The sequence below is a fragment of the Paenibacillus sp. J22P165 genome (genome assembly GCF_059692015.1).
In genome coordinates this window covers 155,757-176,335 of the sequence record NZ_JCAUAP010000010.1, presented here as the reverse complement: position 1 = coordinate 176,335, position 20,579 = coordinate 155,757, and the positions used below count along the sequence as shown (strand labels likewise).

23 protein-coding genes are annotated in these 20,579 nt (G+C 47.3%); 13 read left to right on the top strand and 10 right to left on the bottom strand.

Annotated elements, in window-relative coordinates; all coding sequences use genetic code 11:
- The first annotated feature begins 158 nt into the window (after nt 1–158).
- Nucleotides 159–491, top strand: coding sequence for a hypothetical protein (locus tag AC58QM_RS25290; protein WP_497287600.1), 333 nt, complete (start codon nt 159–161; stop codon nt 489–491).
- A gap of 48 nt (nt 492–539) precedes the next feature.
- On the top strand, nt 540–1,046 hold the full coding sequence (locus AC58QM_RS25285; protein ID WP_497287599.1) for an ankyrin repeat domain-containing protein: 507 nt from the start codon (nt 540–542) through the stop codon (nt 1,044–1,046).
- Between the two features lie 60 nt (nt 1,047–1,106).
- Here AC58QM_RS25285 and AC58QM_RS25280 read toward each other — a convergent pair whose 3' ends face one another.
- Together AC58QM_RS25280 and AC58QM_RS25275 are read right to left on the bottom strand one after the other, a co-directional pair.
- Nucleotides 1,107–1,625, bottom strand: coding sequence for a DUF2812 domain-containing protein (locus tag AC58QM_RS25280; protein WP_497287598.1), 519 nt, complete (start codon nt 1,623–1,625; stop codon nt 1,107–1,109).
- The gene (locus AC58QM_RS25275) at nt 1,618–1,950 is read right to left on the bottom strand and encodes a PadR family transcriptional regulator (RefSeq protein ID WP_497287597.1); all 333 of its coding nucleotides are present in this window, start codon (nt 1,948–1,950) and stop codon (nt 1,618–1,620) included. The genes AC58QM_RS25280 and AC58QM_RS25275 overlap by 8 nt, the downstream gene beginning before the upstream one ends.
- 210 nt (nt 1,951–2,160) lie before the next feature.
- On the opposite strand from AC58QM_RS25275, the gene AC58QM_RS25270 reads away from it, so the two are divergent.
- Nucleotides 2,161–2,715, top strand: coding sequence for a dihydrofolate reductase family protein (locus AC58QM_RS25270; protein WP_497287596.1), 555 nt, complete (start codon nt 2,161–2,163; stop codon nt 2,713–2,715).
- Nucleotides 2,716–2,731: 16 nt separating this feature from the next.
- Here the strand turns inward: AC58QM_RS25270 and AC58QM_RS25265 are convergent, their stop codons facing one another.
- Entirely contained in the window at nt 2,732–3,955 is a 1,224-nt protein-coding gene (locus AC58QM_RS25265) for an MFS transporter (protein ID WP_497287595.1), read from the bottom strand.
- A 236-nt stretch (nt 3,956–4,191) separates the two neighbouring features.
- Here AC58QM_RS25265 and AC58QM_RS25260 point away from each other — a divergent pair, with 236 nt between their 5' ends.
- The gene (locus AC58QM_RS25260; protein ID WP_497287594.1) at nt 4,192–4,605 is read left to right on the top strand and encodes a YkvA family protein; all 414 of its coding nucleotides are present in this window, start codon (nt 4,192–4,194) and stop codon (nt 4,603–4,605) included.
- 308 nt (nt 4,606–4,913) lie between these two features.
- Here AC58QM_RS25260 and AC58QM_RS25255 read toward each other — a convergent pair whose 3' ends face one another.
- Nucleotides 4,914–5,984 carry a branched-chain amino acid aminotransferase gene (locus tag AC58QM_RS25255; RefSeq protein WP_497287593.1) on the bottom strand — a complete coding sequence of 357 codons (1,071 nt, stop codon included), beginning with the start codon at nt 5,982–5,984 and terminating at the stop codon, nt 4,914–4,916.
- A gap of 131 nt (nt 5,985–6,115) precedes the next feature.
- On the opposite strand from AC58QM_RS25255, the gene AC58QM_RS25250 reads away from it, so the two are divergent.
- Together AC58QM_RS25250 and AC58QM_RS25245 are read left to right on the top strand one after the other, a co-directional pair.
- Nucleotides 6,116–7,006, top strand: a complete 891-nt coding sequence (locus tag AC58QM_RS25250; protein ID WP_497287592.1) for a LysR family transcriptional regulator — start codon at nt 6,116–6,118, stop codon at nt 7,004–7,006.
- Between the two features lie 32 nt (nt 7,007–7,038).
- On the top strand, nt 7,039–8,010 hold the full coding sequence (locus AC58QM_RS25245) for a TRM11 family SAM-dependent methyltransferase (protein WP_497287591.1): 972 nt from the start codon (nt 7,039–7,041) through the stop codon (nt 8,008–8,010).
- 6 nt (nt 8,011–8,016) lie between these two features.
- On the opposite strand, the gene AC58QM_RS25240 is transcribed toward AC58QM_RS25245, so the two are convergent.
- The 5 genes from AC58QM_RS25240 to AC58QM_RS25220 form a co-directional block, all read right to left on the bottom strand.
- Nucleotides 8,017–8,655 carry a DUF3298 and DUF4163 domain-containing protein gene (locus AC58QM_RS25240; RefSeq protein WP_497287590.1) on the bottom strand — a complete coding sequence of 213 codons (639 nt, stop codon included), beginning with the start codon at nt 8,653–8,655 and terminating at the stop codon, nt 8,017–8,019.
- A gap of 150 nt (nt 8,656–8,805) precedes the next feature.
- Nucleotides 8,806–8,970, bottom strand: a complete 165-nt coding sequence (locus AC58QM_RS25235; protein ID WP_157264846.1) for a hypothetical protein — start codon at nt 8,968–8,970, stop codon at nt 8,806–8,808.
- A 126-nt stretch (nt 8,971–9,096) separates the two neighbouring features.
- A complete protein-coding gene (locus tag AC58QM_RS25230; protein ID WP_497287589.1) occupies nt 9,097–10,197 on the bottom strand; it encodes a Ger(x)C family spore germination protein in 1,101 nt (366 codons plus the stop codon).
- Nucleotides 10,194–11,294: a GerAB/ArcD/ProY family transporter gene (locus tag AC58QM_RS25225; RefSeq protein ID WP_497287588.1), complete on the bottom strand. Its 1,101-nt coding sequence runs from the start codon at nt 11,292–11,294 to the stop codon at nt 10,194–10,196. Before AC58QM_RS25225 ends, AC58QM_RS25230 begins: the two co-directional genes overlap by 4 nt.
- A complete protein-coding gene (locus AC58QM_RS25220; protein ID WP_497287587.1) occupies nt 11,291–12,730 on the bottom strand; it encodes a spore germination protein in 1,440 nt (479 codons plus the stop codon). Before AC58QM_RS25220 ends, AC58QM_RS25225 begins: the two co-directional genes overlap by 4 nt.
- 219 nt (nt 12,731–12,949) lie before the next feature.
- Between AC58QM_RS25220 and AC58QM_RS25215 the strand changes: the two genes are divergently transcribed.
- The 6 genes from AC58QM_RS25215 to AC58QM_RS25190 all read left to right on the top strand — a co-directional run bounded on the left by AC58QM_RS25215 (nt 12,950) and on the right by AC58QM_RS25190 (nt 18,492).
- Entirely contained in the window at nt 12,950–13,519 is a 570-nt protein-coding gene (locus AC58QM_RS25215) for a pyridoxamine 5'-phosphate oxidase family protein (protein ID WP_497287586.1), read from the top strand.
- A 95-nt stretch (nt 13,520–13,614) separates the two neighbouring features.
- Nucleotides 13,615–15,015, top strand: a complete 1,401-nt coding sequence (locus tag AC58QM_RS25210) for a spore germination protein (protein ID WP_497287585.1) — start codon at nt 13,615–13,617, stop codon at nt 15,013–15,015.
- Between the two features lie 20 nt (nt 15,016–15,035).
- Nucleotides 15,036–16,205: a Ger(x)C family spore germination protein gene (locus AC58QM_RS25205; RefSeq protein WP_497287584.1), complete on the top strand. Its 1,170-nt coding sequence runs from the start codon at nt 15,036–15,038 to the stop codon at nt 16,203–16,205.
- Nucleotides 16,206–16,227: 22 nt separating this feature from the next.
- Nucleotides 16,228–16,449, top strand: a complete 222-nt coding sequence (locus tag AC58QM_RS25200) for a hypothetical protein (protein ID WP_497287583.1) — start codon at nt 16,228–16,230, stop codon at nt 16,447–16,449.
- A 21-nt stretch (nt 16,450–16,470) separates the two neighbouring features.
- Entirely contained in the window at nt 16,471–17,586 is a 1,116-nt protein-coding gene (locus AC58QM_RS25195; RefSeq protein ID WP_497287582.1) for a GerAB/ArcD/ProY family transporter, read from the top strand.
- Between the two features lie 72 nt (nt 17,587–17,658).
- Nucleotides 17,659–18,492, top strand: a complete 834-nt coding sequence (locus tag AC58QM_RS25190; protein WP_497287581.1) for a DUF2935 domain-containing protein — start codon at nt 17,659–17,661, stop codon at nt 18,490–18,492.
- Here the strand turns inward: AC58QM_RS25190 and AC58QM_RS25185 are convergent.
- The gene (locus AC58QM_RS25185) at nt 18,489–18,881 is read right to left on the bottom strand and encodes an acyl-CoA thioesterase (protein WP_497287580.1); all 393 of its coding nucleotides are present in this window, start codon (nt 18,879–18,881) and stop codon (nt 18,489–18,491) included. The genes AC58QM_RS25190 and AC58QM_RS25185 overlap by 4 nt on opposite strands.
- A 208-nt stretch (nt 18,882–19,089) precedes the next feature.
- Between AC58QM_RS25185 and fumC the strand changes: the two genes are divergently transcribed.
- Complete coding sequence (fumC, locus tag AC58QM_RS25180; RefSeq protein WP_497287579.1) at nt 19,090–20,478, top strand: class II fumarate hydratase; 1,389 nt, start codon at nt 19,090–19,092, stop codon at nt 20,476–20,478.
- The last annotated feature ends 101 nt before the right edge of the window (nt 20,479–20,579 follow it).

The following is a 20,579-nucleotide window of genomic DNA, read 5'->3' as shown; positions in this document are numbered from 1 at the left end:
GCGGTTTGGACGTGGGATAGCGCGTAGGCTAGGCACGCGAACAGGATGAGCCTTAGATGTATTATTGTGATATATTGGTTTTTTATGGGAAAACTTTCAGTTAGCCATAGTTTGTAGTTACTACCCATCCAACTTAACGTAGGAAGAAGGTCTGTCCATTGCCATTGTTGAAGCGTTGTGCCTTCTGGCTTGTGGTGCTTAGCATGATCGTTTGTGTCTGTGACGGTGTAGGGTTCGGTTTGGCGAATCTATGGATAAGACTGACGCCGCCGATAAGCTTGCTTTCAAAGGTGGATGTCTTGGACCAAGTGTTGTTTGACCGCACAAATATGACGAAATGGCCGGGGAGCAGTGCGTTGCTGCCTGTAACCTATTTAACTTATGTGATCTACGTAGTGATGTACGGGATGATTGGCTTGGTGGTGGATGGGTTGGTTCAGAAATGGGGTTCCAATAAATTATTTTATTTGGGGGAAAAAGGAAATTCTTAGATTTTCGCCGAATTGACATACATACAAGTTAGAGGAGGCCACCCCTACATGATTAACGATGTATTTACCGCAGCACGCACAGGAGACGCAAATCGCGTCAAGGAGTTATTAAACACGGATCTTACGCTTGCCAATGCTGAGAACAGTGATGGTCTTACCCTATTGGGATTTGCAGCACATTTTGGTCAGAGTGAAATAGTTAAGCTGCTGTTGGAAAATGGTGCGGATGTGAATGCCGTATCTCAATCTAAAGTAAGTTACATCCCGTCTAATACGGCGCTTCACGCGGCTATTGCTGGCGAGCGGAACATGGAGGTCATACAACTGCTGCTTGCTCACCGAGCAAATCCGACGATTATGGATAGCAATGGACATACAAGTTTACATGTGGCGGCTTTCCATAAGGATAGTACAGCGATCATTTCCCTGTTGCTCGATCATGGTGCGGATGTTCATGCGAAGTCAGTGGACGGCGTCTATGCGATTGATCTGGCTCAAGAACAAGGACATACTGCAGTGATTGGGTTCTTAAGAGAGCATGGAGCAGTAGGATAAAAGAGTACGTTAGCGAACATACAGGATAAATCAAGGACATTCAACTAGCCAGCTAGCGGACTATAGAATGTCCTTTTTGGATTGAAGTCTTTTATTGGCAGCGACCAGTCGGTATAAACTAGCTACAAGCAGGCCCATCAGAGGGATATATAGGATGAGTAAGGGATAGAAGAAGGTATTGTTGATGTTGATCATGATAATTGGGATTTGAGCGGCAGTTACGGCAGTAAATACACCGAGTAGTCGTTTATTCCGATCGATCATGGAGTCAATGTCGGTAAAAATTTCAGGCTTTATCTCTTGATAGGTTTGTCTCCAGATATACCAGCCGGCTCCGCTGTAAATTTTGTCCCACCCCGTGTCCTCAAAAATACTAGTGTAGTTGGGGTCAACTTTCATTTGGTAGTCTACGCAATAGCTCATTTTACGAGGAGCACCTTTCTTAAAGTGAAAGCGCAGACCATTCCAATTGACACGTTGTAAATGCCAACCCTGTGCCTCCATATTCTCCAGCCATGCAGAAATGAGCTCGGATTGTGAACCATCCCACCATTTAAACACTTTCTTGGTCTCATTCATCGAAAGATCCCTCTACTTTCTTCGCATTTTCGTATAACTCCGTGATTCTGGCGATCTCGAGCTTAAGCAGTTCTTTACCAGATGGGGTAATGCGGTACAGCTTGCGACGTTCTTCTTCTGCTACAGCCTGAATTAGACGATCCTTCTCCATCCGTGATAAGCTGCCATAAATCGTTCCAGGACCTAAGTGAATTCGACCGTGCGTCAGCTCCTGAACAAACTGAATAATGCCATAACCATGCCGGGTTTCAGTCAGGGAAAGCAGAATGTAGTAGGCGGTTTCAGACATCGGTAAATACTGACGGTAGAGCTTTTCACTATCCATAAATGCACCTTTTTCTTATATCAGGGTATGTTGTATCATGTCTCGCTATATCGTGTCGTGATATATCATGAGATGAGTATATCACCGCGCGATATAGAGCGCAATAGGCATATGAAAAAATGCTGGATACCAACTTGGGAATTCTTTTATGTTAAGATTCAGGTACACGGTCCAACAACTAAAGTGAAGAGTAGAAGGAGCAAATACACGATGAGAAAAATCGTAGCAGGACTATTCATGTCATTGGATGGAGTTATCGACTCGCCTGAAAACTCGCCGAAGAAGTGGGGCAATGGCGCAATCATGGAGCGTATCGCGGAAGGTGTGGCGAAAGCGGATGCTGTCCTCTTGGGGCCGCAAACGTATCAGTTTCTGGCGCAATTTTGGCAGCACCAAAGCAATGATTCACCAATGGCGAATTTCTTGAATAACTCACCGAAATATGTAGTCTCGGGGAAGCTTGATACGCTGCATTGGCAGCCAGCGATGCTTATACGAGGGGATTTCGTCGAAGAAATGAGGAAGCTCAAACAGCAGCCTGGCCAGAACATTCAGGTTCCGGGCAGTCCGACACTCGTTAAATCATTGTTGCGCGAAGGGCTGCTGGATGAGCTTAACCTCAACATATGCCCTGTGGTGGTTGGATCGGGCACACGTCTTTTCGACGGGATTGAGGAACTAATCAACCTGAAATTGATTGACTCCAAAGGCTACAGTAACGGCGTTGTAGCTGTGAGCTATCAGATTGTTAGAGCTAGCGAATAGAAGAGCGTGTAACTATTTAAGCTTCTGTGCGGATGAAAGACTTAGCAGCTGACGTCGTTCTTTGCTCTTTTAGCATAAACACAATATTCATAAGTCCAAACCCGAAGAAGCAAACCCAGGGAAGACCTTGCCATCCGAGCGCATTACCTAGGTCATACAAATAACCGCCGCCGACGTTTCCGATGATGGCCCCGATAGAGAGAGCGAAGCTGTTAAAGCCAAAGTAGCTGGCAATTTGATCATTTCCGGCATAGTCGGAAACCATGGTATTCATCATAGGTTGTAGAAATACTTGTCCAATCATGAAGGCGATCACTCCTGCGTAAATCCCCCACATGCCTCCCAGCATGCCCATTGTGAACAAACCGCCTGCCAACAGCAACGTACCTAACGACATCACGCCAAAGGGCTGCAGCTTTTGGTTGCCCAATTTGGACAAAGGCACTTGCAGAAGGACCATGACAATAGCGCCGCAGCTGTAAATGAGTCCAATATTCGCATCGCTGGCAAGCTGATGTACTCGAAACGGAACAGCTATATATAATTGGGTGACAAGTGACCACGAGATCATCGTGAAAATCATAAAACGTCGAAAAGGACGATTGCTCAGTACATGTTTCATTTGTGACCAGATACTTGTGTAAGCCTTGCGAGATTGCTCACTCTGGATAGCTGGCAAGAAGAAGAGGCTAAAGAAAAAGGAAAATGCGAAAATAAGGGAAGCAGCCATACTCACATATTTGAAATGAAAGCCCATAAGTAATGCACCTACAACAGGACCTACAACGAATCCCATATTGCTTAACATTTCTCGAATCGAATAAATCGTAATGCGGTTACTCGAAGTAGATAATGCCGCATAATAAGCATAGCTAGCTGGGTTGAATAGCGATCCGCCTAAGCCGGAGAAGAAACAAGCTATAATAAAGCCAGGGATGCTATCGACGAAACCGAACATACCAAAACCAAAGGTACGGATAAACAAACCAATCAGAATGGTACGCTTATACCCGAGTTTGTCAGCCAAAGTCCCGCAAAGAACGGAAAGCCCTTGTTGACTGAAGCTGCGAATCGCTGAAATGATCCCAACCATGCTGACTGTCAGCAGGATGTCGTTTAATAGATAAGAGGCAAGCAATGGGATCATCATGTAAAATCCGACCGCCATGCTGAAGGTATTCATGAACATAACCCAGAAGGGGAGCCGAATGGATGTGAGTTTATTCCAGATGGATGACATAAGTAAAACCTCATTTCTTGCTGCAAGATGTCGATTTCAACACCATACAGGATGAGGGATTATTTGTATAGGGATATTCTTTGGATGGACTTGGGTAAAAGTTAGATATACGGAAACGAAGACTTCTTGTGTGAGATCAGTGTAAAATAAGGGTATATAACAAGGTATACAGTGAATGAAGTGAGTGCAATGAGTGCAGCAAGTCAGGAAATGCAGATGAATGGAGTGATCGCCCAATGAATGTGTCCAAATATGAAAAGTATTTCTCAATTGACGGCTTTTGGTCCAAGTTGAAAAAAGGTGCCAAAAAAGCTGGCAGTAAAGTGATTTATATGGGTTTACTGCTCTTTTATGCATTGGATAGTCCGAAAACGCCGCTGCGCGCGAAAGTTCAGATCTACGGTGCTTTGGGGTATCTCATTTTGCCGCTGGATCTCATGCCAGATTTGCTGCCGATTGTTGGTTATGTCGATGATTTAAGTGCGCTAGGCTTTGCGTTGGCGGCTGTGTCGAAGAGTATTGATGATGAGGTTAGACGCAAAGCGAAAAGTAAGCTGAGGGATTTCCTCGGAGATGATGCCGTCAGCAGCAAGGACATTATTGATATTGATGGTCATGTTGTGGAGGAGCAGGGGAAGGCGAAGGAGTAGGGGGAAGCTACGCCCTCGTTTAACTGGAAAATATACAGCTAATTTTTCTGATAACGGGTGAAAATCACGATTAGATGGAAAATATGTAGTTATTTTCGGAGAATCTTCTGGTTCTGCTGAAGACGAGCCGAATTAACTACATTATTTCCAGCTATTTCACTAAAATCGTGGAACAGTGCAGAATTAACTGTACTTTTTCCAGCTATTCGTCGGATAGGACACCGCAGGTGAAGTGAATAAACAAATAACCGACGAATAGAAAACTCGTCGGTTATTTGCTGTGCAGCTATTTTGCGGCAAAACAGAGTTTAAACCTTTAACAACCAGCCAAACGTGTCTGGCAGTTTGCCACTCTGAATCCCTGTAATTGTCGTGTACAGACGTTCCACAAGCTCGCCGATCTCGCCATGGTTCACGACCATCGGTGTACCGTTCCACAGCAGGCTGCCAATTGGCGATACAACCGCAGCGGTGCCAGTGCCGAAAGCTTCTTCCAGCGTCCCATCCGCATGCGCTTTAACGAGGTCATCGATTGATATTTTCCGCTCAGAGACGGGGATGCCCCATTCTTTGAGCAGGTGGATGATGCTGCCACGCGTGATTCCCTCTAGAATGCTGCCGCTAAGGCTAGGCGTGATGACTTCTCCGCCAATTTTGAAAAAGACGTTCATACTGCCGACTTCTTCCAGATACTTTTTCTCGATGGCATCGAGCCATAGCACTTGTGCGCAGTTATGCTCTTTAGCCAACATTTGTGCCTTTAGGCTGGCAGCGTAATTGCCTGCTACTTTGGCATTGCCTGTCCCGCCTTGCACGGATCGCGCATAATAGCTTTCCACAAGGATGTTAATCGGCTGCAGGCCTTCCTCATAGTAAGCGTCAACTGGCGACATAATGATAATAAAGGAATAAGTCAGAGATGGGCGGACACCTAGCACGCCTTCCGTTGCAATGATGAACGGACGGATGTACAAAGAGGAGCCTTCCTTCTTCGGTACCCATGCGGCATCGAGGTGAACCAGCTCTTGAATAGCACGAACAACGAACTCTTCATCCAATTGCGGGATGCTGAGTCGTTCACTAGAACGATTTAAACGCTTGGCATTTTGATCGGGACGAAATAAAACAACTTCATCACTCTCCGTGCGAAATGCTTTCATCCCTTCAAAAACAGCTTGCCCATAGTGGAAAACCATCGCAGCAGGGTCATGTGAAATCGGACCGTAGGGAATGATGCGCGGATCGTGCCAGCCTTGGCCTTCTTCGTAATTCATAATAAACATATGATCTGTAAAAAGTTTGCCAAATCCTAGATTCTCTTTCAAATTTGGCATTGGCTTACCACTTTGATTTTGTTCGATGCGAATGTTTCCGTACATATGTTGTGCCACCTTTCCTATTGAGGGTTCTCACAATCTTTTACCCTTAACTATAGAAAATTCGCAATCATTGATCAATTGCTATTTATCAATTACTATCATAGTTAATAGCTATGATCGGGGGGCGTCAGGTGGATTATCGGTTATTGGTGTATTTTTTGGCGGTGTGTGAGGAGCTTCATTTCACAAAAGCAGCAGAAAGGCTGGGCATTAGCCAGCCTACCCTTAGTCAACAGATTCGGTTGTTAGAGGATCGGGTGGGGTCACCGCTTTTTCAGCGCATGGGTAAAAAAGTGTATGTGACCGAAGCTGGCGAGATTCTGCGCAAGCATAGTCGCAACATTTTTCACGAGCTAGAGCAAGCCCAGATGGCGATGAATGAGCTTCAAGGGATGCAGCGCGGGCGACTGCGGATCGGCTGTTCGGGCAATCATTTGCTGACGGCGACGATCATGACGTTTCATGCCAATTATCCGAAAATCGAGCTATCGGTGATGGAGCTGGCTACCGAGGAAACCAAGGAGAAGTTGCTGAGCAATGAGTTGGATGTGGGCGTTGTTTTTTTGCCTGAGGAGGATGAGCAGCTGCGCTGTGTGCCTTTGTATCAAGAGAAGCTTCAACTTGTGGTGTCGGCTCAGCATGCATTTGCCCAAGAACAGGTGGGGGAGATTAGGTTGGCGGAGTTGACCGAGATTCCGATTGCGATGCTGCAGCAGAAGTTCTATGTTCGGCAAATGATGGATGATTGCTGCGCGCAGATCGGTCTTGCTTGGAAGCCGATAGTGGAACTATCCACACTCGAATCCCTGCTGCAAATGGCGAAAAACCATGTGTGCGGTGCGATTTTGCCTAAATCGTATGTAGATGGCATGGGGGCTCAGATGCGTGAGCAGAAGCTGTGCGCGATTCCGATTATCGATCCCGTTCCGCAGAAGGAAGTCGGTATTGTGTATCGGAAGGATATGTTTTTGTGTAAAACGATGGATACGTTCGTGAAGCAAGTTATTCAGGAATTTGCGTAGCGTAAGGGCGTAAGGAAGAGTGAGGTAGGGCAATGGAACAAGTGAGTAAGGAACATATATATGTATTTGCCTGTCATGAGGATGAACAGGCGTTGTGTCAATTGGAGCTGCGCACGTTATTGGGCGCAGATGCTGTTATTGGTGCGCGCTACGCCGTCAGCGCGCGTAAGGTAGAGCCGAGCCGCAGCCCGTTTCTGAAGCTGCGGATGGATGTTGCTTTTGAGGCCGGCAGCTTGCCGGAGCTGGCCTCTGCTCTTAAGACGTTGACCGTGCGCGGCGCAACGTTCAAGGTCGTGTTCGCGGAGACGGACACGGCGGTCAGCTATGACCGCCAGCGCAGCGTCGAGCGCGAACTGGGGCTGGGGCTGCGCGGCAAGGCCGAGATGCGCAGGCCGGAGCAGTACTTCGCCGTGACGGAGCTGGGTGGCCGATGGTTGTTCGGCGAATGCAGCTACGGCGAAGCCGTGTGGCTTCAGCATCAGCAGAAGCCACAGAACTACTCCACCGCCCTCGGAACGCGCCTCGCGCGGGCGGTGGTGAACATCGCCGTGCCCGAGGTGGCGGGCACGCGGGTCATTGACCCGTGCTGCGGCATGGGCACGGTGCTGGTGGAGGCGATGTCGATGGGGATCGACATCGTGGGCTACGACATCAACCCGCTGGCCGTGCGCGGCGCGCGGGTGAATCTGGACCACTTCGGCATGCCGGGAGTGGTCCAGATCGCGGATATGCGGATGCTCGTCCCGCATCCGACGGCCCTGCAAGGCAGTCCAGAGCCCATCTACGATGCGCTGATTTTGGACATGCCGTATAATCTGTGCTCCGTGCTGCCAGAGGCAGAGAAGCTGGACATGCTGCAAACCGCCCGCCGGTTAGCGCGGCGCGCGGTCATTGTAACGACAGAACAGATTGATCCACTGCTAGTGGAAGCGGGATTTCACATCGATTCACGCTGTACGGTAAACAAGGGGAATTTCAGCCGACAAATTATCGTCTGCGTCTAGCCTGTTTTAGTACATCATCTTCCCAAGCGGACCGTCTTCAGCAATGATATCCTGGAGCTCATACACCGAAATCGGGAAGTAGAGGAAGCCATACACGTAAGAGGCTAGCTCGTAAAGTTGGAAATAGATGACGAGCGATTTATCGGCAATATAAAAATCTTGATCAGGGCGAATGCCTTTGAATTCTACTAATAAAGGAATCTCACGCCGCTTAATTTCGGCTGCAATCATGGCACTCAATTTAGCAACATAATCGCTGCCAGGTTTAAATAACTGACTTAGTGTGTAGCTTTGCCCGGTTTCAGTGCTGAACGTCAACGTTTGTTGGATGGTCATTCCGTGAGCGCCACCAGAGAAAGCGTAATTGAGCAACGACAAACTCAGCACGCGACGCTCATTCGTTTTGATTTCATAATAAGCGGTCACATCGGTTTCCGGGTTCTGTGGGAATCCCTGATCATGCAGCTGCTTGTTGACGGCATCGACAATGGTTGTATTGATTTTATGCTGTACGAGCGGGGCATTCATATGAATAACAGCAGGGTACAACAGGTTTAAATTGCTTTTTAGCACTTTATAGGTTTGTATACTAACGGGTTGGTGTTCCAACTCCAAGTCCTGGTCCATGTCCCTCGTGTTTCTCATGTTTCATCATCCCAACGTTTTTGCTACACCATATTCAAATACTGGGCGTTTGGTTCAATGCATGAGACCAATTCAAAGATAAAGAGCTTTCCCTACATCGCGATTAGCGTGTGGGAAAGCTCTTTGAGTTTGGTGTGGAACTGAAGCGAATTATTCCTGTGAGGTGTTTTCCTCATCACTAGCATCGGATGTTGCACTTTGCAGCGCAGCAGATAATTCCTCTACCTGTTGCTGGGATTGGCTGTCTTCAGCGTTCGCCTGAGCCGCATTAATTGCATGACTTACTACGTCGTCATTACTGTTGGTTGTTGACATGGTACAATCACCTCCTTCACGCTCGCCAGAAAACTGGAGTCGTAAGCATAAGCTAAGATTCAACCAACTAAGTATTCTTCGAATGGAGGAAAAATATGCAAGCAAAACGTAAATTTTTTCCTGACCTTATTCCAGAATGCCAGTGTTCAGAATCTTGATTTTAACTTTTGGTGTAATACTGATTTTTGGATACTGCTCACGCCACCACGGAATGCCTCCAAACAGCTTCGGATGATAGGCTGATACTTCATGTCCAAGCTGTAAGTAATCGCAATTTGTCCTTTGCAAGGTTGCAATCACTTTAGTTGCCTTTGCCGTAATATCAGCAGAGATTTGCTTTTCCAGCTCTGTGAGGCTGGCTTCCGTATGTCTTTCCATATCAAGTCCTACTTTGATTAATTTAAGATCTAGTTTTAACGAAATTTCAATATCACGAAGACGGCCATCCTTATCGTTAATGTGGAAATCCCGATGGGCATTCTGTACTTGAACGGAGTAACTCTTTCCGTCCAATTTTCCCGTGATCAGTTGATTTTTGCCCGAAGTACCATCTAGCAGCGTAACTAAGTGGGTCTCCTCATCATCCAGATTGATGCCGGTATACGTCCCATCTCGAAACAAGGAACTACCCGCTAGGTGAACCCCATTCTCGTAAGGCTCGAACCGATTGAGTGCGAAGTCGTTTAGGAATCCTGTTCCCCCGAGTATGAATTGGACTAATTTGCTGGAAGGGATCTTTCCCCTCTTCTTATCCTCTTCTAATAAACCTACCAGAAATTCCGATAAGGTCTGATCTTTGATTTTTTTCGTACTCAGCAACTTCGAAAGATCACCGTCATATATCGCCAGATAGCCGTATAATGGATTGGCGATGAATTGGCTGGTAATATTCAAATGGTTCAGCGGCTGATCTTTGGCGAATTTCGTACTTATTAGGAATAACCTGGTTTCCAGTACAGAAAGAATGCCAGGGAATTGTTTGTTTGTTTTACTCACGGCGTCATATATGTTGTCGCCAGTTGACTCCATAAATAAGTTGTTCGGATTGCCTCCGCCTTGATTGGCATTCTGTAGCGAGGAAATGACATAGCTGACCTTAAGTTGCTTGCTGTCTCCCTCATAATCTACACCTACTACATCGACAAAAAGCAGTTTCTTCAGCTGAGATTGATCCCAGCATCCTGTCAGTAGTAAGCATGTGAGCAACGCAGCTATCACTCTTTTCATACCTCGTTCCTCCCTACGCCCCGCAGCCCGGAAATGATGAGAAGAATGACTGGCAGCCCCACAACCAACGAAATAGACACGATATCCTGAAGCGTGGCAATCTGCAAGAGGTCGTCCCGCTTCGTTACGAAGAAGCACCCAAGGAAACATAGCGCGACTACCGTCCATACCCAAACATGTTGCTTACCCAAGCCCTGTCTGCGAAGATGCAGAAATGCTTTCACAGCCATAAAGAAGTATACATAGATCGTTGCCGATACAAGGCATACATAGAAGATGAGGAACAAGATGTCGATGCTCTGCAAGACATTAAGCCGATAGTTTTTTAAAATAAAAATAATAGGTTCCGGAATAACCTCAAGCTGTTTCAAGTTGAATTTCATGGAGCAGATCAGGCAAACGGCAATATAAAACACAGTTGTAACGGTGTTCGCTAGTGTCATCGAAATCAGCAGTTTTTTTTTATTTTGGGCTTGTACATAAGGGTAAGCGTAGAGAAGCAGATCATAACCTACATAAGCGCTAAATGCGGAATAGGCCCCTTTCAGAACTGGATACCAACCGCTTGGCAACATCGGCAGCAAATTTCTCGCATCGAGACCGTAAATTCCGCTAAATACGATAAGCAAAAAGCTGATGTAAGCGAAAACCATAAAGGTCTGCGATACATTAGCAAGCTGTTTCAACGTTGACGTAGCTGCATAGCCGCAGACAAGGAGAAGCATAAGAATGAGAACCCATCTAGGTGTGAGTGGAAACAGCCATCTTTTTAAGATGTCGCAATATAATATTGTTAACAAGAGTCCAGAGAGGGCGTAATAGCATCCAAACAGCAAATTGATACTGGCCCCTAGGGGTTTACCTACAATAAGTGAGATGTAGGCATAGAAGTTACGTTTTGGGTAACGGCTGCCGAGCCACCAAAGCAGCGTGATGCCTACTTGTGCGATGAGTGCAGCTACTAGGACAGCCAGCCATGTATCATGGCCCGCAACTCTAGCTTCTACATGGGGCAGGGACAAGACTTCTGTTCCGAGCTGAACCATAATAACTAGTGAGACCAACTGTCTTCTGGTGATGGTTTCTTCTTGTTTCAACGCTTCCAACTCCTTGAATTCCGTATCCGTATTCGATTGCTCGAAACTGCTTCTAACGGGCGCTTACGTGTGCTCCAAAGCGGTGCCCGAAACAGCGTATCCTTCGTATCCCGAAAGGAAAAGGGCGGCGTATAGTAAGGGAGTCCCAGCGTTGTCATTTGGCACAAATGGATACATATCATCATGAAAAAGAAGGCTAAACCAAACAAGCCGAACATCGAGGAAAGGAGGAGTGCAGGATAGCTTAGCAAGCGAACAGCACTGCTCATTTCGTAAGAAGGCAGGACAAAGGAGGCTAGACCTGTTAAAGCAGCTACGATAACGATGGTATTGGACACCAAATTGGCCTGCACGACCACAGTTCCGATTACAATACCGCCTACAACACCGATGGTTTGGCCGACTGGACTCGCTAGACGAATGGTTGCTTCTCTTAATATCTCAAGCATAAACATCATCGAGAGCGCCTCGAGTACCGGCGGGAATGCTACGAATTTCAGTGAGCTCTGCAGCGTATTAACGAAATTAATCGGCAGCAGTTGTGGATTAAAGGCACTCACTGCCACATAAACGGCAGGCAGACCAATCGTTATGAACAGGCAACAAATGCGCAAAAGCCGAAAAAAAGTGCCTATCAGCCAACTGACTTGGTAATCATCAGGACTTTGGAAGAAAGACCAGAACGTCACTGGCAGGATGATTGCGTCTGGTGACCCGGCTGCGCCAATGACCACTTTCCCCTCCATTAAATAGGCGCGCGCGCGGTCTGGACGTTCCGTAATAAGCAGTTGTGGAAATAGGCTGAATTTCTTCTCCCGAATCATCTCATCGATAAATCCTGGCTCCTCGATATAGTCAATGTCAATGCTGTTAAGCCTTTTGTCTAGTTCCTCTACAATCGCTGTTGTGGCAGTTGACTTGATGTACATGACAGCGACTTTCGTCCGCGATAGTCGTCCTATCGTATAGGTTTTAACAATGAATTCTGTAGAATTAACTAGCTTACGCATGAGATTGATGTTGGTATCTAAATTTTCAATGAAGGCTTCGTTTGCACCGCGTAAAACTCGTTCCTTGGTAGGAATATTGATGGAGCGCTCTTTCTTTAAATCCACCCCAAGCAGGTAAAGCTTACTGTCTCCGGCTTGATAGAGTACGACTTTGCCGTACAAAATAGCCTGAACCGCTTCTTCTAAAAGCTCTGTTTCCGTATAGTCTAAAATCGACACGACCTCACGAATGGCATCCTGAGGACGGAGAAACAGCGGCTTCAGAATAAAATCTTGAACGAGGGAAGAATCGACCAACGTGTCGAAATAAAACAGCCTAAATACGGTTCCGCCAATTAGCAACTCTTTCGATTGAAAGTCACTTTGCTCAGAGAAAAGTTGCTTGAAATAGGGCTCTGCTGCTTCAATCGATGGACTTTGTTCCACACGTTTCCCTCCTTCATTATCACTTCCCCTTACTTTAACCTGTGACTTCCATAAATATGTAAAAGGTATCGGTGAGAATATATGCGATAGATATAGTTTGGACTCGCTTTGTTAAAGGTTTGTTATAGGAATTTCCTATGAAAGGTCTATAATTTATGTATTTCACAAATAGAGATGGGGAGCTCATAATAGAAGAAAATGGAAAGAGGAGTGTGTGACATGGGGAAATCGTTCGAGGCACTTTTACCGGAGCATGAGGCATTTATCGCCAAGCAACATATCTTCTTCGTTGGTTCAGCACCATTATCAGCGGAAGGGCATGTCAATATTTCACCGAAGGGGCACGATGTGCTGCGAATTCTATCGGCCAATCAAGTGGCCTATCTGGATCTAACAGGGAGTGGTAATGAAACCAGCGCACATCTAGCGGAAAATGGCAGGATCACCATTATGTTTATGGCTATCGAGGGACCGCCACAGATTATTAGGCTGTATGGCAAAGGCCATGTGATCCTGTCGGGATCCGACGAGTGGGATCAGTTGGCTCCGAAGTTCGAGTTGCTGCCGGGGGTTAGGCAAATTATGGTCGTCGATATCCATGAGGTGAAGTCCTCCTGCGGATTCAGCGTTCCTTTTTACACTTATGAAGGTGAGCGGAATACGTTGCAAAATTGGGCGGCGAAGCAAGGGGACGAAGGGTTGCACGCCTATTGGCAAAAGAAAAATATGACGAGCATGGACGGACTACCAACGCCGATTGGGCATAAGTTATCCACAGAGAATAGATGAAATGGCTCCATGAAGTAATTTCCAATTGATTCGCCATAGGATGCATAATTACATCCAAGTCAGAGGAAACTACTACCAAAAAGGAAGCCCCGTATATGGAATTGACGCAATGGATCCGCGAGAAGCTCCAAGATCGCTTGGATGTGATCTCGCAAAGGATTGAGCAAGATGACTTCATCTGCACAATTTACTATATGATGGATGCGATTGATTTGGAGATGCTGCAAACGCATGTACTGCGTAAGTTGCTGCAGCCATACCCGGGCCGTAGTGATGAGCGTCTCCAAAGCATATTTCAAAGTAACACATTTTTTTCAGCTGCTTATAACGTTTCACATACGCCAGAAGAAGCGCTAGAGGGCTTGTTTAACGGGTATGTCTTACTATGTATTTCCGGTGAGACGGCGGGCGTCTTGTTTCCATTTCCTCAAAAAGCGAAGCGAGAAGTGAATGTTTCTGAGAATGAGAAGACGATTCGAGGGCCCAAGGAATCCTTTGTAGAAGATGTATGTACGAACTTGTCCCTCATCCGTCAACGCATCAAAAGCGAAAATCTTGTTGTAGAGCAATTCATTATCGGAAGTGAATCACGTACAATCGTTCTTCTGCTCTATATGAAAGGCCGCTGTGACATGGATTTGGTGCAGCAATTTAAAACAAAGCTTGGGGCGATTCGAACAGACCGCGTTCCGGACAGCAGCTTTCTTGAAGAGTTACTGGACGAAAGGCTCATATCGCCATTTCCGAAAATGCTGAATACAGAGAGACCGGATGTGGTGGTTTCTTCGTTATTTGAAGGACGCTTAGCGTTGCTGACAGACGGAACGCCAAGTAATTTGGTCGCCCCCGCGACCTTATTGTCGTTTATGCAGTCGGCTGAGGATTATTACCAGCGTTATTTCTACAGCAGCTGGATCCGTCTGCTCCGGTACATATTTTTTGCTGTCAGTTTGGTTTTGCCATCAGCTTATGTGGCCATTACGACCTTTCATCCAGAAATGCTCCCTTACAATATGTTGATTTCATTAGCTGCAAGCAGAGATATTGTTCCTTTTCCCGCAATCCTGGAGGCCCTCATTATGGAGGTTACGTTCGAGGTCATGCGAGAAGCGGGGCAGCGCATCCCCACAACGATGGGACAGACAATCTCTATTGTCGGGGCTATTGTCATAGGCGAAGCAGCAGTTCAGGCTGGCATCGTGAGTGCACCCATGGTCATTATCGTGGCTCTCACAGGGATTTCTTCCTTTGTTGTGCCACATTTCTCACTTACCTTGACGGTTCGATTCCTACGGTTTGCGCTATTATTCATATCGGCGATATTTGGGCTTCTCGGACTATTGATTGGGGTCTTTTTTATTTATATTCATTTATTGTCCATGGAATCTTATGGCACGCCGTATCTATCTCCGTTCATTCCTTTTAAGTCGGAACAGATGAGGGATGCCGCTGGCCGATTTCCTTGGACGAAATGGATGGGCAAGAAACGACCTTGATCGATCAAGGAGGGGCAGCAATGTTGCCAAAAATAAAGCGTATGGTTGGCATGCTGGTGCTTATCACGGCGATTCCAACAGGATTAACAGGATGCTGGTCCAAACAAGAGCTCAATGACCGAACCTTCGTATCAACGATGCTTGTTGATCTAAATGAGGATGGGCAGACGGAAGTCTCTACGTTATTCATGCTGCCGAACCGCATCTCGACAGGATTGAGTGCGACAAGCCTTAACCAGAAACCGTTCGTGTCAGTTTCAGGCAAAGGTTCGAATGTGGCTGAGGCGTTGCAGCATATCCAAGCCGAGTTGCCTCGAACAGTGACGTGGGGACAAATGCAAGTGATCGTCATTGGCGATCGTTTTGCAAGGGCTGGCTTGACCCCTTTATTGGATCATTTGGTTCGTGCAACGGACTTCAGATTGCCGATCTATGTATTTTACTTCAATGGCATCGCCAGAAATTTAGCGAAGTTGGAATCTGTGTTTGAACGTTTCCCCACGGAGATCTGGCGAGAATCCGCACATACAAAGCGAGTTCCCCCAATCCGAATCCGGGAATTATTATATGCACAATGGAATAACTTGGGCGACTCTTATATTCCCGAGCTAACTTTGCGTGATCTTAAGCTGCTAACAGAAGCCAAGAATGTGAAGTGGTCGGGGGTTGGGGGCGCAGCCATTATGAAGAATGGCGCTGTTACAGGTAGATTTACGAATGAAGAAGCAATGGGCATTTTAATGATGAAGAATCGAATTCCGGAGATGATCATTACGGGGGAACTCCCAGATAACAAGGGTGTTTTCAGCGCTAGACTCATTGATGTAAAGCATAAGACGCGAGCGATTCGCAGCGAAAGCCGGGTCACGATTCAGGTATCTATTCAGGCAAAAGCAGATCTTATTTCCATTGAATCTAATATGAATTTAAAAGCTCCAGCGAATATCGCAATCGTAGAGAAAGCGGTGAGTGATCGTATTAGACAACTGATTCAATCGGCGACTGAGAAGGCGCAAGACAACCAGGCAGATGTTTTTCAGTGGAGCGAATTAGTTAAATATAAATACCCTGGGATGTGGCAGGAATGGGCAGAGAATCCTCGCGAGATGATGTTTACACATACAGATCCTGAATTTCATGTTCATGTGGTCTTGCGAAGCACGGGGATAAGCCGCTCAGCGAAACTTTGAATTCGAAGGGAGATCACATGCCATGTTGTATTTAATTCTGGGTATCGGTTGTATCTTGATCTATCAAATCTCGTTGCTTCGACGTCAAGCTGCAAGCTCGAAAGAAAAGAGGCTTGCGCTGTCGGTTACTGGTGTCGCGTTTGTTTTTGGCACCCTCAGTATTTTCTGGCCGGAGTGGGTAAATCCCAGTCATACCATTCGTTTGCTATTTGAGCCGATTCAAAGCTTCATTGTTCAAAGATAGGCATTGCAAGGAGGCAATAGGGTGAAAAAACAAGGAACAGTGACAGGACTGCAGTTGGGGGCTATGACCTTTGTGTTCGTATTTTCTACCACGGTTGCCTTTCTCATTAGTCCTCTTGCGGGTGCAGCCTCGTTTGACGGTGGATTGTGTATCGTACTAGCCGCGATCTTTGGCACAGCGCTTGCGACGTTCAGCCTCAGGTTCGCACTCCGCCAACCCGCCAACTTTTTTGGTGAGTACGGAGGTACCATCATTAACAAGTACCTACACAAAGGTATTTTGTTTCTGATGTCGTTCTTTTTTTTACATCTGGCCTCTTATATTTTGCGCGAGTTTACTGATTTCTTCATCCCGACTTATTTGCGGGAAACACCACCTGCTGCTGTTGGTGTGCTGGTCATGGCTACCGTTGCGTCTTTAACCCAATCTGGTGTTTCAACTGTATTCAGATTCGCACAGGGGTGCTTTTTGTTTATAGGCGTGTTGTTTGTGTTCAAACCATTATTTTTTCTTACGGCTATGGATTCACCCATGTGGTACGAGTTTACGCGTGTTCATGATTGGAAGGCACTGTGGGCTCAAACGTATGCCATCATCCCGTGGTATGGGGAATTAATTATGTTCTCTTATATCATTCCGGAGCTAAATACTAATCAAAAAACCCGTAAAATCATTTGGATAGGATCCTTGGCGGGCACTTACATACTCCTTGTCGAATTTTTGTTAATGATGTTTTTCTTTGGACCTAAGCTTGCGGCGACGTTAGTATATCCTGCGTTAGAGCTTACAGGATTCCTGCATTTAGGTGATTTTCTACGCAACACGGATGCGCTTATTGTCTCGATCTGGTTCACAGGCTATTTCATTAAGCTAAGTATTATTTTTACGATAGGAACACTGCTCTGCTCGCAAGCGCTGTCGCTAAGTAATTACAAACCAATTACATTCCCGCTGGCGGCCATTGTCGTCTCCCTGTCCCTCATATTAGCTAAAAATCCTGTAGAGTTAGCGGGATATTTTGATAGCAGCTGGGCAACCTTTGCACTATTCATCGAGTGTTTGTTCTTCATCTATCCCATTGTCTTCTGGATAAAAAGAAGAAGTGCCCGTAGTAATCAACCGGCCCCGAAACCGTGAAGCGGTCTATGGCTCCGATTTCTTTCATACATTTTGAATGAAAGAAAGGCGTGCGGAGGAGGGGGGAACTGCGTGACACAAGAAGCGCGAATCTCGTTGCAAGAGGAGCATTTATTCTGGCTCGAAGTGCTGGAAGATCATGCGCACTTTCTGAGGGATTATTTATCTCCCGTGGAAACAAAGTGGTGGAAGGAAGCGGAGAAGTTCATCCCGCAATTTCAAGATGCTCTTCACCAAGCGAAGGGACTGACACCGTTCGAGGGAGCAGATTCACCGACCATGCAAGCCTTCGCGAGACGCGTGTACCCGCTTGCGGATGCTTATTGCAGATTGGAAGGGCATATGCAGCATTTAAGGCTGTGGAATCGCATTAATCTGAATCTGACACCCTCTTATTTTAATGGAACCATTAATGAAAACAGAGAGTACTTGCGGCAACTCTCGTACTGGATGCAAGGCGTTCCAGCGATACCGTTGAAACTAACCCAATTGCTAGATCTCTGGCTGGAGGATCAGCTCGGGCATGCGGTGCTGCTGAATGGGCTGCTGGACCCTGTGGAGATTGCACTTGGCGTAGAGACGGATAAGTTCGCTTCAATATTCTCGTCTTATATGACGAAAAATCGCGCTATGCAAGGTTATTTACGTTTCACACCGCCGGGTTTCCCAGCGGAGATCCGATTCGCCAAGGAAGTACTGGGAACCGTGAAAGCATTCTATGATTTCGTGCAGCGAATCGTAGTGCAATATCGAAATGACGAACTATTATCGAAATCAACGCTTCGTTTTCTAGAACACCATTTTCCGGAATCCTGCTATTTCATGCGAAAGCTCACGGTGTTCATACCGGATGCGCCGCCTCTCGGTCACTGCCCGTTAACTAAGTCATCTATGCTGAACGACTAAGCGAAATATGCTCGTAATGCCGCCGGGGCCTCCCGGCTTTTGCGCGTTGTACTGTCCATTGTCACGCTGGTCACAAGCGCATCTGCGCATAGTTCACCTTGCTGGTTACGAATTTCTTGCTGAAGGACATAGCTGGAATTGCCGATTTTCTCAGGGCGGCAGCTCACTGTTAAATGTTCGCCTTGCTTGCACTCTTTACGGTAATTGATGTTGATATTTACGGTCACGGTCTGCACACCGAGGGCACCAAAAGTTTCGTAAGATAGCTCGCAGGCCTCATACCATTCTTCACGTCCCCACTCGAGGTACTCCAAATATTTGGCATTATTCACATGGCCATTCACATCAATCTCCGTGGAGCGGACGATGATAGCTAATTTCGTTTCCATAGACGATAGTCTCCTTTCATAAATGACCCTGTCTCTAACAGGGGTAGACGCTGTATTCCTCATTATAGCTCTAGCTTCTGCTACTTAACCAGTTGCGACTCATAAGCCTCCCAAATGCGGGGAAACTATATGAGGATTGTTAGATGTTGTTAAAGCGTGGGTATTATTCCTTACGAATCAGATTATGGACAGATAGAGGAGGGTATGTATGACGCAAGAATATCGGATAGAACGCGATACCATGGGGGAAATCAGAGTACCTGTGGATAAGTTGTGGGGGGCACAGACCCAGCGCAGCTTCGAAAATTTCAAAATTGGTACGGAGCGGATGCCGGTAAGATTGATTAGTGCTTTTGCGTTGCTCAAAAAAGCAGCCGCTCACGTTAACCGTGACCTTGGCGGATTGCCGCCAGAAAAGGCAGAAGCCATCTCGCAAGCGGCTGACGAAATCGTACAAGGCCGCTGGAACGAGGAGTTCCCGCTTGTCGTGTGGCAGACGGGTAGCGGCACACAGTCCAACATGAACGTCAACGAGGTTATCGCCCACCGTGGCAACGACCTGATCGGGGAGGGCGCTCCGCGCATCCATCCCAACGATGATGTGAATCGTTCGCAGAGCTCGAACGATACATTCCCGACGGCGATGCATGTTGCTGGCGTCATCGCCGTAGAGCAAGAACTGCTGCCTGCACTAGAACTGCTGCAGACAACGCTGTACACCAAGATGTCGGCCTTCGCTGACATCGTCAAGATTGGCCGCACCCACCTGCAAGACGCGACCCCGCTGACGCTGGGTCAGGAGATCAGCGGCTGGTGGGCCATGTTGGAGCAGACGGCGCGCATGGTGCGCAGCGCCGTAGACACGATGCGCGAGCTCGCGATCGGCGGGACCGCCGTCGGGACGGGGCTGAACGCGCATCCCGAGTTCGGCGCCCGCGTCGCCGAAGCCCTGACTCGCGAGACGGGCACGCGCTTCGTCTCGGCGGAGAACAAGTATCATGCGCTGACCAGCCATGATCAGATCGTTTACGCCCACGGCGCGCTCAAGGCGCTGGCGGCGAATTTAATGAAGATAGCCAACGATGTGCGGTGGCTATCGAGCGGCCCCCGCTGCGGAATCGGCGAAATCACGATTCCGGAGAACGAGCCCGGCAGCTCGATTATGCCGGGCAAGGTCAACCCCACGCAGAGCGAAGCGATGACGATGGTCGTGTGCCAGGTCATGGGCAACGATGCGTCCATCGGCTTCGCCGCTAGCCAAGGCAATTTCGAGCTGAACGTGTTCAAGCCCGTCATCATCCACAACTTCCTGCAGTCTGTACGACTGCTGGCGGATAGCATGCGCTCGTTCAACGACCATTGCCTCGCAGGCATGGAACCGAATCGCGCGGTGATTCAGCGCAATCTGGAGCAATCGCTCATGCTGGTCACGGCACTCAACCCGTATATCGGGTATGAGAAGGCAGCCAGCATTGCGAAGCAAGCGCATAAGGAAGGGCTGACGTTGAAGGAGTCAGCCGTGCGCAGCGGATATTTGACGGCTGAGCAATTTGACAGTTACGTGAAGCCAGCGGATATGGTACATCCGAAAGCTTAAGCAATCGACTTGCTTGCAGGGAGGATTATCTGAGCGAAAGGGATAGTGTCTATATTCCGTGATTCACCACTATCCCTTCAGCTTACATAAGTTCCCAGCTA

Coding starts and splice junctions, on each gene's coding strand:
- AC58QM_RS25285 (WP_497287599.1), top strand. CDS start 540: ATGATTAACGATGTATTTACCGCAGCACGCACAGGAGACGCAAATCGC.
- AC58QM_RS25280 (WP_497287598.1), bottom strand. CDS start 1,625: ATGAATGAGACCAAGAAAGTGTTTAAATGGTGGGATGGTTCACAATCC.
- AC58QM_RS25275 (WP_497287597.1), bottom strand. CDS start 1,950: ATGGATAGTGAAAAGCTCTACCGTCAGTATTTACCGATGTCTGAAACC.
- AC58QM_RS25270 (WP_497287596.1), top strand. CDS start 2,161: ATGAGAAAAATCGTAGCAGGACTATTCATGTCATTGGATGGAGTTATC.
- AC58QM_RS25265 (WP_497287595.1), bottom strand. CDS start 3,955: ATGTCATCCATCTGGAATAAACTCACATCCATTCGGCTCCCCTTCTGG.
- AC58QM_RS25260 (WP_497287594.1), top strand. CDS start 4,192: ATGAATGTGTCCAAATATGAAAAGTATTTCTCAATTGACGGCTTTTGG.
- AC58QM_RS25255 (WP_497287593.1), bottom strand. CDS start 5,984: ATGTACGGAAACATTCGCATCGAACAAAATCAAAGTGGTAAGCCAATG.
- AC58QM_RS25245 (WP_497287591.1), top strand. CDS start 7,039: ATGGAACAAGTGAGTAAGGAACATATATATGTATTTGCCTGTCATGAG.
- AC58QM_RS25240 (WP_497287590.1), bottom strand. CDS start 8,655: ATGAGAAACACGAGGGACATGGACCAGGACTTGGAGTTGGAACACCAA.
- AC58QM_RS25235 (WP_157264846.1), bottom strand. CDS start 8,970: ATGTCAACAACCAACAGTAATGACGACGTAGTAAGTCATGCAATTAAT.
- AC58QM_RS25230 (WP_497287589.1), bottom strand. CDS start 10,197: ATGAAAAGAGTGATAGCTGCGTTGCTCACATGCTTACTACTGACAGGA.
- AC58QM_RS25215 (WP_497287586.1), top strand. CDS start 12,950: ATGGGGAAATCGTTCGAGGCACTTTTACCGGAGCATGAGGCATTTATC.
- AC58QM_RS25210 (WP_497287585.1), top strand. CDS start 13,615: ATGGAATTGACGCAATGGATCCGCGAGAAGCTCCAAGATCGCTTGGAT.
- AC58QM_RS25205 (WP_497287584.1), top strand. CDS start 15,036: ATGTTGCCAAAAATAAAGCGTATGGTTGGCATGCTGGTGCTTATCACG.
- AC58QM_RS25200 (WP_497287583.1), top strand. CDS start 16,228: ATGTTGTATTTAATTCTGGGTATCGGTTGTATCTTGATCTATCAAATC.
- AC58QM_RS25185 (WP_497287580.1), bottom strand. CDS start 18,881: ATGGAAACGAAATTAGCTATCATCGTCCGCTCCACGGAGATTGATGTG.
- fumC (WP_497287579.1), top strand. CDS start 19,090: ATGACGCAAGAATATCGGATAGAACGCGATACCATGGGGGAAATCAGA.